At 57.0% G+C, this 15,243-nt stretch carries 13 protein-coding genes and 1 pseudogene (1 of these 14 only partly in view); 3 read left to right on the forward strand and 11 right to left on the reverse strand.

From position 1 onward, the window contains the following. Positions 1-55: 55 nt before the first annotated feature. Positions 56-1,880 (reverse strand): annotated as a pseudogene (glmS, locus tag ASN_RS14300) (glutamine--fructose-6-phosphate transaminase (isomerizing)). Continuing rightward, the gene (gene glmU, locus ASN_RS14305) at positions 1,880-3,226 is read right to left on the reverse strand and encodes a bifunctional UDP-N-acetylglucosamine diphosphorylase/glucosamine-1-phosphate N-acetyltransferase GlmU (RefSeq protein ID WP_039904013.1); all 1,347 of its coding nucleotides are present in this window, start codon (positions 3,224-3,226) and stop codon (positions 1,880-1,882) included. The pseudogene glmS and the gene glmU overlap by 1 nt, the downstream one beginning before the upstream one ends. A gap of 115 nt (positions 3,227-3,341) precedes the next feature. Here glmU and ASN_RS14310 point away from each other — a divergent pair, with 115 nt between their 5' ends. Beyond that, entirely contained in the window at positions 3,342-4,040 is a 699-nt protein-coding gene (locus ASN_RS14310) for an HAD hydrolase-like protein (RefSeq protein WP_082666701.1), read from the forward strand. Between the two features lie 212 nt (positions 4,041-4,252). Here ASN_RS14310 and ASN_RS14315 read toward each other — a convergent pair whose 3' ends face one another. Genes ASN_RS14315 through ASN_RS14340 form a run of 6 tightly spaced genes read right to left on the reverse strand, consistent with a single transcriptional unit; the run spans position 4,253 to position 10,169 of the window. Further along, positions 4,253-5,338, reverse strand: a complete 1,086-nt coding sequence (locus tag ASN_RS14315; RefSeq protein WP_058988554.1) for a glycosyltransferase family 4 protein — start codon at positions 5,336-5,338, stop codon at positions 4,253-4,255. 12 nt (positions 5,339-5,350) lie between these two features. Beyond that, positions 5,351-6,133, reverse strand: a complete 783-nt coding sequence (locus ASN_RS14320) for a nucleotidyltransferase family protein (protein WP_082666702.1) — start codon at positions 6,131-6,133, stop codon at positions 5,351-5,353. Then, on the reverse strand, positions 6,130-6,930 hold the full coding sequence (locus tag ASN_RS14325; RefSeq protein ID WP_006558267.1) for a sterol desaturase family protein: 801 nt from the start codon (positions 6,928-6,930) through the stop codon (positions 6,130-6,132). The genes ASN_RS14320 and ASN_RS14325 overlap by 4 nt, the downstream gene beginning before the upstream one ends. After that, a complete protein-coding gene (locus tag ASN_RS14330) occupies positions 6,927-8,021 on the reverse strand; it encodes an LptF/LptG family permease (RefSeq protein ID WP_039904007.1) in 1,095 nt (364 codons plus the stop codon). Before ASN_RS14330 ends, ASN_RS14325 begins: the two co-directional genes overlap by 4 nt. After that, on the reverse strand, positions 8,018-9,220 hold the full coding sequence (locus tag ASN_RS14335) for an LptF/LptG family permease (protein ID WP_006558269.1): 1,203 nt from the start codon (positions 9,218-9,220) through the stop codon (positions 8,018-8,020). The genes ASN_RS14330 and ASN_RS14335 overlap by 4 nt, the downstream gene beginning before the upstream one ends. A gap of 7 nt (positions 9,221-9,227) precedes the next feature. Further along, the gene (locus ASN_RS14340; protein ID WP_058988555.1) at positions 9,228-10,169 is read right to left on the reverse strand and encodes a metallophosphoesterase family protein; all 942 of its coding nucleotides are present in this window, start codon (positions 10,167-10,169) and stop codon (positions 9,228-9,230) included. Between the two features lie 89 nt (positions 10,170-10,258). On the opposite strand from ASN_RS14340, the gene ASN_RS14345 reads away from it, so the two are divergent. Further along, positions 10,259-11,239, forward strand: a complete 981-nt coding sequence (locus ASN_RS14345; protein WP_058988556.1) for a diacylglycerol/lipid kinase family protein — start codon at positions 10,259-10,261, stop codon at positions 11,237-11,239. A 12-nt stretch (positions 11,240-11,251) separates the two neighbouring features. After that, entirely contained in the window at positions 11,252-12,223 is a 972-nt protein-coding gene (locus ASN_RS14350; RefSeq protein WP_058988557.1) for a hypothetical protein, read from the forward strand. On the opposite strand, the gene spt is transcribed toward ASN_RS14350, so the two are convergent. The 3 genes from spt to ASN_RS14365 all read right to left on the reverse strand — a co-directional run. Next, complete coding sequence (spt, locus tag ASN_RS14355; protein WP_058988558.1) at positions 12,220-13,434, reverse strand: serine palmitoyltransferase; 1,215 nt, start codon at positions 13,432-13,434, stop codon at positions 12,220-12,222. The genes ASN_RS14350 and spt overlap by 4 nt on opposite strands. A 6-nt stretch (positions 13,435-13,440) precedes the next feature. Further along, positions 13,441-13,692: an acyl carrier protein gene (locus tag ASN_RS14360; protein WP_006558274.1), complete on the reverse strand. Its 252-nt coding sequence runs from the start codon at positions 13,690-13,692 to the stop codon at positions 13,441-13,443. A 122-nt stretch (positions 13,693-13,814) separates the two neighbouring features. Then, positions 13,815-15,243 carry the 3' portion of a fatty acyl-AMP ligase gene (locus ASN_RS14365; protein ID WP_086898267.1) on the reverse strand. Its footprint extends 347 nt past the window's final position, so 1,429 of the gene's 1,776 nt are visible here — the last part of the coding sequence; its start codon lies beyond the right edge, outside the window; its stop codon occupies positions 13,815-13,817.

Consider the following 15,243-nt stretch of genomic DNA (forward strand, 5'->3'; position numbering starts at 1 on the left):
CTCACTCGGGCGATATAGAGACGCTTATTGCGTCTTGTGTGATGAGTTAGCGGGTTTATTCAACCGTTACGGACTTTGCCAGATTGCGGGGCTGGTCCACATCCGTTCCCTTCAGAACAGCAACTTCATAAGCCAGCATCTGCACAGGAATGGTTTGCAGGATGGGGGCAACAAAATCATGCACATGCGGCAGAACCACCATGTCTTCCGCAATGGCGGAAACACGGTCCGCGCCCTTGGTATCTGTAAAGACGAGCAGACGCCCGCCACGGGCCTTGGCTTCCTGAAGGTTGGACAGCGTTTTATCAAACAGGGGCGTGTAAGGCACGCTGGCGACAATCGGCACGGTGCGATCAATCAGGGAGATCGGACCATGCTTCATTTCCCCTGCGGCATAGGCTTCCGCATGGATGTAGGAAATTTCCTTGAGCTTCAGCGCACCTTCCATGGCAATCGGGAACATGCTGCCACGGCCCAGATACAGAACATCCCGGGCTTCAGCTACAACGCCTGCAAGCCGCCTTATGGCTGCGCCTTGCGTAAAGACCTCTGCCGCGCGGCTGGGCAGATCAAGCAGGGCTGCCACCAGTTCTTCTTCTGCAAGCGCATCTAGCATGCCGCGTGCGCGGGCCGTGGCAATGGTCAGGCAGGCAAGCACTGTCAGTTGAGCCGTGAAGGCCTTGGTGGAGGCCACGGAAATTTCCGGACCAGCCACCGTCCCCAGAACACTGTCACTTTCACGCGCCATGGTGCTGTGCTCAACATTCAGCACGGAAAGAATATGGATGGCTTTCTGGCGCAAGCTGCGCAGAGCCGCCAATGTATCGGCCGTTTCTCCAGACTGAGAAATCAGCAGGCCGAGCGAGCCTTCCGTCAGTGGCGGGTTGCGGTACCGCATCTCGCTGGCAACGTCGATATCCACCGGCAGCCGCGCAATGGCTTCCAGCCAATAGCGGCCAACCATGCCAGCATAGAATGCTGAACCGCAGGCGGTGATTACCGCGCGGGGCACAGTGGCCAGATCAAAAGGCATGTCCGGCAAAAATACGCGGCGGCTGGCAGGGTCAACCATGCGCTGCAGGGTCTGGCCAATCACCAGCGGATGCTCATGCAGCTCTTTTTCCATGAAATGACGGTAGCCGTCCTTGCCAATGGAACCTGCGGCCAGAGCCGTGGTCTGCTCCTTGCGCTGAACAGGCGTGCCGTCAAACGTCATGAACTCCGCTTTTTGCGGAGTAATCACCACGCAGTCCCCATCTTCCATGTAGGTGATGCGGTTGGTCAGCGGTGCAAGGGCGAGGGAGTCAGATCCAAGGAACATTTCATCCTTGCCATAGCCAACAGCCAGCGGGGCGCTATGGCAGGCGCCAATCATCAGCCCTTCATGACCGGCAAAGATCATGGCGATGGCATAAGCCCCTTCCAGACGGTTGAGGGCTTTTAACGCGGCATCCTTGGGGGCAAGGCCCTGCCCAAGATGGTAATCCACAAGTTGGGCTATGGTCTCGCTATCCGTTTCCGTGCTGAAAACCTGTCCGGCTTCTTCCAGCTCACGGCGGAGGTCTTCAAAGTTCTCAATAATACCATTGTGAACAATGGCGACGCGCTCCGTGCCGTGCGGGTGTGCATTGCAGGTTGTGGGGGCACCGTGGGTTGCCCATCGTGTGTTGGCCAATACCTGTTGTGCCCGGAAGCGGGTCCTGCTCAAGAAGCGCACCCAGATTATCCAGCTTACCGGCAGCGCGGCGGCGTTCTACCCGGCCGTCCACCAACGTGGCGATACCGGCGGAATCATATCCGCGATATTCCAGACGGCGCAGTCCTTCAAAGACGATGGGCGTGGCATGTCGCAGACCGACAACACCGCATATTCCGCACATCAGCCGTTTTCCTTTCGGGCTTTGAGTGTTTCCTTGAAGTGCCTGCCCAGTTCGGGTTTGCTCACCTGACGGGAGCGGCCAAAGGCAAGGGCATTTTCAGGCACATCCTTGGTAATGGTGCTGCCAGCAGCAATCATGGCATTGGTGCCAATGCTGACCGGGGCCACCAGAATGGCGTTTGAGCCGACAAACACGTTGTCACCAATTAGGGTGCGGTGTTTGAAGAAGCCGTCATAATTGCAAGTAATGGTACCGGCCCCCACGTTGGTCCGCGCGCCAATATCGGCATCACCCAGATAGGTCAGGTGGTTGGCTTTGGCACCGTCTCCTACCGTGGTGTTCTTGACTTCAACAAAATTGCCAATGTGGGCTCCCACACCAATATCCGCTCCGGGGCGCAGGCGTGCATAGGGGCCAATCAGCGCATTGGCCTGCACCTCACACCCTTCCAGATGACTGAAAGCACGGATTTCTGCGCCGCTTCGCACGGTAACACCAGGGCCGAACACTACATGCGGTTCGACCAGCACATCGGGTTCAAGTTCGGTATCAGCGCAGAGAAAGACTGTTTCCGGCGCGACCAGCGTTACGCCGTTTTCCATGGCTTTCGTGCGCAGGCGGTTCTGGAGGGCCGCTTCAGCCTCGGCCAGTTCCACGCGGGAATTGATGCCGCGCAGTTCATCTTCTGCAGCTTCCACGGCGCGCACACGTACGCCGTCTGCTACCGCCAGATCGACCACGTCCGTCAGGTAATATTCACCTTTGGCGTTTTCATTTTTCACAGCCTTCAACCACGTGCGGAAGGTGTCTGCATCCGCGCACAGAACGCCCGCATTGCATAGATCAATGGCGCGTTCCTCCGGTGTGGCGTCCGCCCATTCCACAATGCGGTCCACATTGCCGTCTTGTGCAACCACCCGGCCATATCGTCCCGGTTCCTTGGGGCGCATGGCCAGCAGCGCGAGCCCAACATCGGGCGAGCGGCGTTCTTCCAGAAGGCGGTTCAGAGTTTCAGCCGAAATCAGCGGATTATCCGCATAGAGTACGGCTACATCCCCTTCGCCAAAATATGCTTCAGCCTGCAGGGCTGCGTGGGCGGTGCCCAGCCGTTCATGCTGTACTACCACCGGGTAAGGGGCTGCCAGTTCGGCAACATCTTCCATTTCAGGACCAATGACCACCACCAGCCGATCAAACACATCTGCCGCATTGGCGATCAGATGCGCCAGCATGGGGCGGCCAGCCAGACGTTGCATGGCTTTGGGGCGGGAGGACTTCATGCGGGTGCCCAGCCCGGCGGCCAGCAGGACCGCAGTGGCAGGACGGGAAGGGAGAGGAGATGTCATGATTGAATTGCGGTAAGCCAACCTCACGCCCCTGTCAAACGCCGGGCTGGAGGAAACCTGAAATCTGGATATCATAAAATTTTTCAGGACTTTACTGAAGAAGGCAAAAGCGGTGATGAAACAGAAACTCGCAGTGTTTGACATGGATGGCACATTGCTGGACTCCCTGCCTGATCTGGCGGAATGCGGGCGGGAACTGCTGGCCAGCTATGCTCTGCCGCCCGTATCAGACGCAGAAGTGCGCCGCATGATTGGCAATGGGGTGCCCATGCTGGTCGAACGCCTGCTTCAGGCTGGGGCAGAAAAAGGAGCGGGTGCGCAGGTGGCGGACATAGATCACGCTCAGGCCTGCCGCCGCTTTATGGAGTTCTACACCCCACGGGCCACTCGGCTATCTCGATTGTTTCCGGGCACAGAAGACACGCTTCATACGCTTCAGGCGCAGGGATGGCTGCTTGCAGTCTGTACCAATAAGCCGGAAGTCGCGGCACTGGCCATTCTGGAACGATTTGGCCTTTCTCCCTTGTTCGCCTGTGTGGGGGGAGGAGACAGCTTTGCCGTTAGAAAGCCGGACCCTGGTCATCTTCTGGGAACAATTGCCAAGGCCGGAGCGCAACCGGAGAGCAGTGTGATGATCGGGGATATGTCTCCGGATCTTCTGGCCGCGCAGGGGGCAGGCTGTCCGGCTTTGTTTGCCGCGTGGGGGTATGGTGATGGCAATCTGGCGGAACTGGCGCAGGCCGAAGCGGCAAGCATGGTCGATGTGCCCGAGAAAGCAGAATGGCTACTGCAGAACGTATCTAGGGCTCTATGAGAACGTAGGGAGAGGCGGGAGAATACAGGCTTTTTCAAGAGGCTGGTTCCAAGAAACCGGAAAGCGAGGGTTGGCAAGGGACTGAAAGCCGACCGAAAGGCTTGGTGCAGGCTTACTTTGACGGGAAACATCACTGATCCGCAAAACGCCTTCCAGACCCGACCTGTCAGATTTTGCAGGCAGTCAGACTAGATATCTGGCTGTTCCTGTCTTTAGGGGGCGATCTGAGCCAACCGCGCGAGAACAGCCTGTCCGGCTTTGGTAAAAGCGTCTTCATTGAAATGGGAGAAGACATAGCTTCTGGCTGCCTGTCCCATCTGATGGAGCGTTTCAGGGCGTGCGAGCGTCTGTGCAAGGCAGGCCGAGAGCGCCTCTGTATTACGTGGAGGCACAGTCCATCCTGTTACGCCGGGTTGGACAGAGCGTGTCAGTTCTCCCACTGCTGATGAAATAACCGGAAGACCTGCCTGCATGGCTTCATGCGCGGCCATGCAGAATCCCTCCCAGTGAGAGGGCTGGAGATACAGATGCTGTTCCGCCAGAAACGCACCGGTGTCCGAGCAGAATCCCGGCAGGGAGACCTCATTCTGTAGTCCATGAAGCCGCACGAGCGCTTCCAGTTTCGCCCGTTCTTCGCCTTCTCCGGCAATAGTAAGGTGAAACGGAGGGAGCACATCTTTTTGCTTAAGCTGTGCCATCGCAAGGCAAAGCGTGTCATACCCTTTAACTGGATGAAGTCTGCCGACTGAACCCAGCCGGATGGTCTCGCCTGCCTGCCATGGGTGGCTTTGCGGGGCGGAAGCCCGCGCATGAAAAATGGGCCAACACATCAGCCTGTCCGCCGGAATGCCCAACTGGGTGCGGGTGACCTGTGTCACGTAATCGGAATCGCCTATCCATAGGCAGGATGCGTTACGCCGCAGGCGGAGCAAGGTGTCATTCGGCGGACGGAGTTTGGCTGAATGTTGCCAGCTTATGACAGGAATACCACGTTTCTGCCCCACGCTTTGCCCGAGAAGCGTTGCCCGCGTCAGGGAGGTCCAGATATGGGTGGGCCGCCACAGTGCGATCTGTTTTTGCAGCCAGAAAAAGGCGGCCAGATGGTCTTTTCGGCCACCCTCGCGGATAAAGACCTCCAACCCGGCATCGCGCATCGGTTTTTCGGCGCGTCCATCGCGCCGGGTCAGGGCGAAAACAGCGACTTCATGACCAGCCTGCCGGAGCACCCGCGTAATGGCTGGAACAGGAAAGGCCGCACCACCGCCTTCCGTGGAGTTGATGACGTAAGCAATACGCATGGAAATTCAGTTTCAGGCTGGCGCTTCAGCCGCAATCAGTTTTTCTGTCAAAGCCAGATCGGCAGGCTTATCGACATCCACGGCAGCGCGACCATCCGAAAGGCAGATCAGTTCAGCCCGGGCGCCTGTCAGCTTGCCAATCCGAGCGCACAAGGCCGCACGGCTGAGTTTTTTGCAGACCGCTTTCAGTAGCACCATCGGCCCCAGAAGCCAGGCAATGCGGAGAGGGTGTTTGCGGTTTTTCTCTACCTTCAGCCAGAGCGTCGCCACGTTTACGGCGGCAGGGGAATTGAAGAGAAACAGATTACAGCCAGAGAACGCCAGATCAGAAAGCCGGATAAAGGTGCGTTTAGTGCCCGGCACATCTCGCAGCACAACGGCTTCAGGGGCAACTGCGGCGGCGACATCACATTGCGGCCCGCATTTTTCCAGGAATTCCGTAATCCAGTCCGGGCGCAGCAAAGCACTGTCGGCCGTGGTGACAAGCAACGGCGTGCCGAGCTGCGCCAACCCCGCCAGAACGCTGGCGCTTGGCCCTTCCGGGCGAGAAGGGATGATGCCGACATCAGGTGGTAAAATACCGTTCAGAACAGTCGGATCATCAATGCAGACAGCAGTCCGTCCAACTGCCGGGGTGGCGCGGAGGGCAGCCAGAACCCGCAAAATCATGGGGGTGCCTGCTACGGGCAGAATGGCTTTATGAGAAACCCCGGCTGCCTGTGCCATGGGGTCTGGCGCCCCGGGCCGTGTACCGGCCAGAACCAGAACGTTCAGACCCTTGGAAGAAATGTTCATGCGGCGTGCCGGGTGCCACGCGCTGCTTTGGCGTCCGGCCGGGCGCCATCCGGACGGTCACGCGGGGGGGAACCAGTCAGATCCATCACCCACGGGTAGATTTTGGCTTCCTTGATATCATAGCCCAGATTGAAAACGGTCGGGCTGCGGGGGCGTGCTTTGGCGTCCTTGTAATAGCTGCCGAACAGGCGATCGACCACAAAGCTGGTGATACCGAAATTGCCGTCTTCATCATGGAAATGATGCAGAACGTGGCGGGCTTTCATGCGCTGGATCCAGGCGGAACGCGGTTTATAGTTCAGGTGCTGGATGCAGTGGAAAAATTCATAAATGCACGTAATGGTAACGCCTGTGCCAAATGCCGTGGCAGATGCCCCAATACCCCCGATCAGATAGCCGATGGGGCAGGTGATGATGGCGATTGTTGGCAGCGTGGTGACGGGCGCACCAAACAGCACATCTAGCAGATGCGGGTCCTGATGGTGGTCAAAGTGGATCCGTTTCCACAAGGACGCGGTCCACTTCATTTTATACAGAACACGACCATGCAGCACATAACGGTGCAGCAGATACCACACCAGTGGATAGACCAGAATAACGGCAACGATGGAAACAAGCGTTGCGCCCCATCCTGCAAAAAAATGCGTGGCGACGGCAATGCTGGCAACAATCAGAGCAAAATAGAGCAGAATGGTCGGGTAGGTGAGATACGCAACCCAAAGCTGTCTGAGGTTCATTTTGCCCAGATCAAAGCTCCGGCCTGTTTTCAGGCTCGCATTGTTCAGCGTTCCACTCATTTTGCTTCATTCCTCAAAAGCACTGTTGCGGCCCCCAGCGTGAAGATAATCAGGCCAGGAACAGTTGCAACGGGCGGCGGCAGAAGGCCCGCATTGCCCATGGCGCGTAGAAGACCTTGCGCCACAATAAACAGCAGACCTGCCCCCAGACACCAGACCGGAAGCCAGCTACGGGTGCCCGTGCGAGGAGGGATATAGATCACCGGCATGGCAATTAACAGGAGTACCAGCATTGCAGCCGGGCGCAGAAAGCGCTCAAGCAGCCCGGCCTGTAGAAAACCCGGACTGGAATCAGAAGGCAAATGCCCCCGCAACATGCCGATGATGGTGCCGGATGAAAGGGGCGGATTTTCCGTGGAAAGGCGGATAAAATCCCACGGATGCAAGGTTGTCTGCCAGTTTCGCTGCTCTTCTGACGGCAGGCGCGTTGCCGTTGGATCATTGATCTGAATGCGTTTGACGGTGTGAAGAACCCACCCATTGGCATGGGTATAATCAGCGCGATCAGCGTGGATCACTTCTTGCAACAAACCTTTTTCATCGCGTGAGTAGATATCCAGACCGGAGAGCATGTTGCCCCCATCCGCCACATACGTCACGCGGGCAACCTGTCGCCCTTCATGAAACCAGAAGGCATGGCCTTTTTCCGGGTGGGGATCTGTTCGGTTCCACCAGGCGGCCAAAGCCTGTTCCGAACGTGGTGTTACCTGATCATCAAGAACGACTCCCAAGGCACCAATAATCAACGTGGCCGGGATCAGGCGTTTGTACAGGCCCAGCATGGAAAGGCCCGATGCCTGCAGGATGGCCATCTCACTCGCCAATGTCATTTGGGAGAGCATGACCAGCGCCCCGATCAGCAGACTGAGAGGGAGTGCCCCAGCCATAAGAAAGGGTAAGCGCATGCCGGCATAGGTAAAGATGCCCGCCACCCCCAGATGGCGCTGGAGAATGGGGGTCGTCTGTTCCAGCAGGGCCAGAATTTCCAGAAGCCCCACCAGCACAGCGCAACTGAAGAGAACGCGGTTCAGCAGAACACCGGAAAGATAACGGAGCAGCACAAACCGCGGAGGGCGAGAGGTTTTACTCACGAGACAGCCCTTTCCCCTGCGCTATGAGACCGGCGGTTGGCAGCCCATTGCGCTTTGAGGGCTTGAAACACGCCTGCCTTATAAAGAAGCAGAAGCGAACAGCCGATCACAAAGACCCACGCGGGGCCCCATATAATAAGCAGAGGAGCCTTCTTGGTGGCGACCATGCTGTGCCCGAACTGGAGCAGGTGATCAAAACCCACCATGACAATAAAAGCCACTACGAGCCCAGCACTGCTTCGTTGCCGCTTGCGCATGATGGCAAGGGCCGCCGCCAGCACGGGAATGAAGGGGATGGTCAGGCTACGCGCCAGCCGGAAATGGACTTCCGAACGCATATGGGGGCGGGAGATAGCGGGGTCGCGCTGTATCAGACGGCTGACCAGTTCGGGAGACGTCAGTTCCCGTTCATCTTCTCCGCGTTTGCGGAAGGGTGACAGATGAGAGGCTTCCGTCAACGTTTTGGTTGCGTGGTCGAACGTGGTGAGGGACGGGACATTCTTCCCGTTGTCTGTCAGGATGGTGCCGTCTTCCAGATCAATTTCCACGGCGGAATTGTCAGACGCCAGCCGGATGTGCCCGCGTGCAGCAGTAATATCGCGTTCCTGATGGTCAGACGTGTCCCGAATGAAGACCTTTTCCAGATGCGAACCTGCGTGGTCCACATGGTCTGCCACAAGCGTCAGATGGTTGGACGGGCTGGCAAACATGCGTGATTGCAGGCGCGGTGCCCAGCCAGTGTGGCTGGCAACGTAGAACGCTTCCCGGAAGTCGTAACGCGCGTGGGGCTGGACAAATCCGTATAGTAGAAAGGACAGGAAGCCCAGAAACGCACCCAGCAGGATAAAAGGGCGGGTAATGCGCACGAGAGAAACGCCGCTGCTGGTTATGGCGTCAATTTCTTCATTCTGGCTCATGCGCCGGATAACGGAGAATACACTCACGCACAGCGCGGCAGGAATGGCGAGCCCCAGATAGTGCGGCAGCAATGTGCCCAGCAGTTCCAGAAATGTGCCCAGATGATTGTTGCCTGCGGCCAGCAGGTTGAACAGCACCAGCAGTCGTTCCAGCAGCAACGCGGCCATGACAACCGAAAGAGCAACCAAAAAAGGTGGAATGACCTGCGCAATCAGGTAACGGTCAAGCGTTCCGGGCGTGAAGAATGCTTTCACCCTGCGCAAGAGAGGCTCGTGCTGCATGGCGGTTTCATAGCGCCTTTGCGTCAGAAAGGCGATGGGGAGAGAAATGGTGCAAAAATCCGTCCTGCATTCTGCCGTTAGAACCCAGCTCTCGCCTTTGAACGCTTATGCGCCATTGCGCAGCCTCAGCGCGGACAGAAATACAGTTCCATCCTGCGGCCTGATCCGGGGTGCCCGCACTATGTGAGGCAGATGTCGTGCCGACAACAGGAATATCCGTGTGCGGAATGCAGGAGAGAGTCGCACGGTGCGAGTGGCCATGCAGAACCAGTTCGGCTCCCTCACGTTTCAGGATCGCCTGCAAGCGCTCCATCCTGTCCAGTCCCTTGCGCTTGCTCACCAATCCTTGCACCGGAGGGTGATGAATCAGCACTATTCTGCACAGCCCTTCCTCTGCCGTCTGGCGTAAAAGAGGGGCAAGCGCTGCAAGCTGGCTATCTGAAACACGGCCGGACGCAAAGAAAGGGGGAGTAGGAATAGCACTGTTCAGACCGATCAGAGCGACAGGCCCTTTTTTCAAAAGGGAAGGCGATCCTGTCTCGCTGTGTAGCCAGGGGTTCCATAAGGCGCTTTTGGTTTCAGCGGCCTCGCGGATCAGCGCATCATGATTTCCGGGTACCAGAAGGGTTTCCGGCAGTTCCTGTTCGTTCAGCCATCGGGTGGCGGCTTGAAACTCCTTGGCCAGACCCAGATTGGTCAGGTCTCCGGTGAGGGCGACCAGATCTGGTTGGTACTGACGAATATCCCGCATGACGGCGGCCAGCGGTGCTGCCAGATGCACATGACGGCGTTTCAGCCGCCAGGACAGAAGAGACAGCAGACGCTTGATGCGAATGTCACTGAGCGCCGGCAGCCCGACCAACGGCAGATGCGGGTCAGAAAAATGCGCAATTTCAAGAGAGGACAAAAACAGGAGACTCCGGCACAGGAGGGTCTGACAGGACAGCATGTGACAAGTTCAAGAAGTCCCACTATACCACCGGCATATGCCGGGGCAAAAGGCGCTGGCGCATTATCTGCAAACGCATGAGTGTCTGAGTGCCAGATCGTTTCGCCTTAATTCATAATTCCCGTAGCCGACGTAATCTCAAGGCGGATCGTCAATACCTTGCAACCGCGCGAGACATGCTCGGTCCGATGTTCTACGCCCCGGATACATCCTTGGCATTGCAAGAAACAATCGAAGATCTTGCTCGCCAGCAGGTCGAATGTCTTGTGGTAGATGGGGGGGATGGAACAGTCGGTAAAGTGCTGAGTGTTCTGTATGCGTCCTCTTATCCCAACCATCGGCTACCCAAGATTGCGGTCTTGCCGTCCGGCAATACGAATCTGATTGCGGCGGATGTCGGGTTTGGCCTGCGTGGGGTGGAAGCATTGCAGCGTTTGCAGGAGCTAGCCCGTACCCAACAACTGCAATGTGAGGTCAAGGAGCGTCAGCCTCTTGTCCTTTCCTGGCCGGGCCAGGACCGGGCTGCCGAGCTTGGTTTTTTTGGCGGTTTAGGTGCCTTTACGCGTGCGATTGAGATCGCGCATCAGCCTGCTATCCTGAAAAACTACGCGCACGATGCGGCCGTGCTCGCCACCTTCGCGCTTACGGCGCGCCAGTTGCTTACGCCCCGTTTACGGCAGGGATGGTTGAATGGGACGCCGTTGGGGGTAGGGTTGGAAGGAAATGCGGCAGAAATGCACGATTGTTTCCTGTTCCTCTGTACTGGCTTGCAGTGTCTCCCTCATGGAATCTGGCCATTCTGGAAGCCGGAGGGAGAAGCTGATCGGGGTATCAGCTATCTGGATGTAGCAGCCCGTCCGGAACGGTTGACCAAAGCCATCTGGAATCTTGTGCGCGGCCGTGCTCCGGCCTGGATACAGAATAGCTCATCCTACCATAGCGGCTCTTCCGAGCGTATCCGGCTGCGGACGGAGCAGTCTTTTGTGCTGGATGGAGAGGTTCTGGATACCGGGCCAGATCATTGTCTGGACATAACGGCTGGGCCAGTTGTGTCTTTCCTTCAGGCATAAAAGGCGAGGGTGATGGCAGCGTTCTCCTCTTATGAACAGGCTGATGCGCATAAGGTCTTGCAAACACAAATACAGCAGGAACTAAACACACCCGTTGCCCCTGAAATCACGGATTTTGTCTGGGACATGATTGGATCAGCTCGTCCTTTAGGCGTGCTGTTTTATGGTTCTGGCCTGCGTGGTGGCCTGCAGGACGATACATTACTTGATTTTTATGTCATTTTGCGGCGCCAGTCTGACTGGCCACGGCCTTTTCTGGCACGGGTGGGGAATACGCTTTTACCACCGAACGTAGAATATCATGAGATCGAAGTGGAGGGACGCCTGCTTCGGGCCAAAGTGGCTCTTCTGTCTTTGGCTCAGTTTCGTACCTTAACCGGCTTGCAGACGTGGGATACCACGGTATGGGCCCGTTTTTCCCAGCCTGTTCGGCTTGTATGGGCCGCAAACCACAAAGCTGAAGAGGCTTTGCAGCGGTGCGTCATGCGGGCAACCATAACGGCTGCGGTGTGGGCAGCATGGCTGGGGCCGGAAAAAGGGCAGCCGGAAGCGTTCTGGAACGCGCTTTACCGTCGCACCTATCAGACTGAATTACGTGTGGAAAAAGCGGGAAGGGGGGCTGGCATCGTTGCCAGCTATCAGGAGCGCTATGCGCGCCTTCTGCTTCCATGTTGGCGGATAGCAGGGCTTGCCGTGCGGGAAAGTGATACGGAGCTTGAGCCGATATTGTCGCCTGCCCAAAAAAAGAAGCAGGAAAAAGCATGGGGCTTGAGAACAACCCTAGGCAAACCCCTGAACATTGTCCGGCTCATGAAAGCGGCTTTTACCTTTTCAGGCGGAGCCCGCTATGCCGTATGGAAAATTGAACGCCATAGCGGAATAGCCGTGCCTCTGACCCCGTTTGCAGAAAAACACCCCCTCATTGCCGGGCCGCCCTTGTTGTGGCGTTTGTGGCGTAAGGGAGCGTTTCAGAAAAGCCGTTAAAGAGCAGCAGGTTCTGCAATGGCGCCAGCTTCCAGACCAGCCTGACGGAAAATTTCGATTGCCTGATCAATCTGGGCGGGTGTGTGGGTTGCCATCACGGAACACCGCAGCAGGGGGCGATGGTCTGGGGTGGCCGGGGGCAGACTCAGGTTGACGTACACCCCAAGGTCAAGCAGCCGGTTCCACATGGGAATGGCCTGTTCCAAGGATTCCAGAGTAACAGCAATAACCGGGCTTACCTGTCGGCTGGCGTTCAGACCAATCCGGTGGAATCCTGCATGCAGATGGGCCGCGTTGGCCATCAGATGCGTCCGCAGTTCAGGGTGTTCCTGCATGTCCTCCAGCGCGGCCATGGTGGCGGCAATCACTTCTGGCGGCAATGATGCCGTAAACATGTAGGGGCGGCAGTTCAGACGCACCATTTCCAGTTCAGGATGATCGGAAACGCAATAACCGCCAACAGTACCAAGGCTTTTGGAGAAGGTGCCAACCACAAAGTCCACATCGGCTTCAACGCCGGCTTCTTCTGCAACGCCCAGCCCTTTTTCTCCCATCACGCCAAAGGAGTGGGCTTCATCAACCAGAAGATACGCGCCCGTTTCCCGTTTGACGGCCGCCATTTCCGCAATGGGTGCCACATTGCCGGTCATGGAATAAATGCCTTCCACAACAATCAGCTTTGCGCCTGGCGTTCCGTCCAGTCGCTTAAGGCGTTTGTGCAGATCTTCGGCATCATTGTGGCGGAAGCGGATCACCTGTGCAGGGCTCAGACGGCTGCCATCATAAATGCTGGCGTGGCTGTCTGCATCCAGAATCAGATAATCGTCTTTTCCCACCAGGGTGGAGATCATTCCCAGATTGGCCTGATATCCGGTGGAAAAAACCATGGCGTCCCGGCGGCCAAAATAAGCGGCAATACGCTGTTCCAACTGACGGTGCAGGGACTGCGTGCCGTTGGCAATGCGTGACCCTGTTGTGCCGACGCCATATTTGCCCACCGCGTCCTGCGCAGCCTTGATGGCACGCTCGGACTGGCTGAGGCCAAGATAGTTATTGGTGCCGAAAAGCAGTGTTTCCCGGCCCTCAATCACGCCAACTGTCGAGGAAATCGGCTTTTCAATGACAACAGCAAAGGGGTTGCGTCCGCCTGCCTGGACCAGAGCGCCAAGTGCACTGGCCGTGCCGTCAAACTTGGAAAAAAGTGACGTCATACGCACTCAGCCTTTGTTTTTCAGGTCAACAATGCAGGTTGCAAGATCATTGATGGTACGGATGTCAGCCAGCTTGTCCAACGGAACGGAGACATCCAACGTATCTTCAACTTCCATGACAAAGTTCATGACTGCCAGAGAATCAAAGGCAAGATCTTCCATGATCTTGCAGTTTCCATCGATATCGCGAGGCACCTTCGGGTTGGCGAGAAGCTTCTGGATGATCAGCGCAGAAACGCTTTCAACGGTTTCGCTCATATCGGATCCCTTCATCCTTATGCGTGTTTAAACAAAATGAGCTTCCGCCCAATGGCGCGACCTTATGGGAGAAAAACAAGGGTTTGACCAGTGTCCAGCCTACCTAAGATCGCAGGGTGGGCTTAGCAGGCTGAGGCTATATCGGGCTGCGGTTCAAACATGCCGCTCAAAAACATGTTGCGCGCCTTGGCCCGTGTCAGTTTGCCAGAAGATGTCTGCGGCAGCGCATGGGGCGGCACAAGCACAACAGAGACATCAACACCGTGCAGACGCCGGAACAGGTTGGCGGCTTCACTGCGCAGAGTTTCACGCATTTGCGGATCAGTTGCGCGGCACTGAATCAGAGCCACAACTTCTTCCTGCTCGCCTTTTTCAAGAGAGAACACAGCGACATCACGACTGCGGAGGGTAGGAATATTGGTTTCAGCCGACCATTCCAGATCCTGCGGCCAGATATTCCGTCCATTGATGATAATCAGATCTTTTGCGCGGCCTGTTACCACAATCTGGCCGTTCAGCATGTAACCCAGATCACCGGTGTTCAGCCATTTCTGCCCATCAAGCACTTGGCGCGTTTCGTCAGGGCGGCGGAAGTAACCATCCATTAGGCTGGGGCCGCGCACAAAAATGGTGCCCACCTGCCGGTCACCCAATATATTGCCATGCGCATCACGCACTTCCAGCCCATGATGCGGCAGAACCTTCCCGCATAGAACAAAGGTGCGCGTCGGGGCATCAGGATGGGTTGGTGCGCAAGCAATTCCCTGGCTTTCCAGCACAGCCAGATCAACCGTGTCCGTCTGAATCCCAGTATTTAGCGGGGCAAAGCTGATCGCCAGTGTGGCTTCGGCCATCCCGTAGCTGGCTTCAAACGCCTTTGAGCTGAACCCGGCGCTCGCAAAGCGTTCCGAAAATTCTTCCAGAATATGCGGGCGGATCATGTCGCCCCCAATTCCGGCCACCCGCCAGCTTGAAAGGTCCAGCCCAGCAGAGGCAGGGCGGCGTGCACACAGTTCATAACCGAAGGATGGGCTGTAGGCGATCGTTCCGCGATTGCGGCTGATCAGGTCCAACCAGACATGTGGGCGGCGAGCAAATTCCCGCGTGGGAAGCATATCTACCGTCAACTGACAGGTCATAGGGGTAAGAAAGAAACCCACAAGCCCCATGTCATGGTAGAGCGGCAGCCAGGAAACACACCGGTCTCCGGTTTCACGCACTTGCAGGCCATCATGAGCAATGGCCGCTACGTTTGCCATTCCAGAACGCTGGCTGACACAGACACCCATTGGGAAACGCGTGCTACCAGAAGAAAACTGAAGGTAGGACAGGGCGTCTGGTTGAATTTCCGGCAAAGACATGTCCGGCACCGGACGGGCCATCAGATCAGCAGGAGAGCCTGCGAAGACCAGCCCCAAGCCGCTGACAATATCGTCAGTCCAGCCTTCAATAATCTGCGGGATAATAACGGCGCTTGCGCCAGCACTGCTGATCATTCCCCGCAAGGTGGACAGATAGGCATCTTTCCCGGCAAAGGCGACAGGAAGGGGA

It is taken from the genome of Acetobacter senegalensis, from assembly GCF_001499615.1.
GTDB classification, from domain to species: domain Bacteria; phylum Pseudomonadota; class Alphaproteobacteria; order Acetobacterales; family Acetobacteraceae; genus Acetobacter; species Acetobacter senegalensis.

What these genes read in the sequence shown, in the direction of transcription:
- ASN_RS14310 (WP_082666701.1), top strand. Translation starts at nt 3,342, where the DNA reads ATGAAACAGAAACTCGCAGTGTTTGACATGGATGGCACATTGCTGGAC.
- spt (WP_058988558.1), bottom strand. Translation starts at nt 13,434, where the DNA reads ATGACGTCACTTTTTTCCAAGTTTGACGGCACGGCCAGTGCACTTGGC.
- ASN_RS14315 (WP_058988554.1), bottom strand. Translation starts at nt 5,338, where the DNA reads ATGCGTATTGCTTACGTCATCAACTCCACGGAAGGCGGTGGTGCGGCC.
- ASN_RS14335 (WP_006558269.1), bottom strand. Translation starts at nt 9,220, where the DNA reads ATGCAGCACGAGCCTCTCTTGCGCAGGGTGAAAGCATTCTTCACGCCC.
- ASN_RS14340 (WP_058988555.1), bottom strand. Translation starts at nt 10,169, where the DNA reads ATGCTGTCCTGTCAGACCCTCCTGTGCCGGAGTCTCCTGTTTTTGTCC.
- ASN_RS14360 (WP_006558274.1), bottom strand. Translation starts at nt 13,692, where the DNA reads ATGAGCGAAACCGTTGAAAGCGTTTCTGCGCTGATCATCCAGAAGCTT.
- glmU (WP_039904013.1), bottom strand. Translation starts at nt 3,226, where the DNA reads ATGACATCTCCTCTCCCTTCCCGTCCTGCCACTGCGGTCCTGCTGGCC.
- ASN_RS14320 (WP_082666702.1), bottom strand. Translation starts at nt 6,133, where the DNA reads ATGAACATTTCTTCCAAGGGTCTGAACGTTCTGGTTCTGGCCGGTACA.
- ASN_RS14325 (WP_006558267.1), bottom strand. Translation starts at nt 6,930, where the DNA reads ATGAGTGGAACGCTGAACAATGCGAGCCTGAAAACAGGCCGGAGCTTT.
- ASN_RS14350 (WP_058988557.1), top strand. Translation starts at nt 11,252, where the DNA reads ATGGCAGCGTTCTCCTCTTATGAACAGGCTGATGCGCATAAGGTCTTG.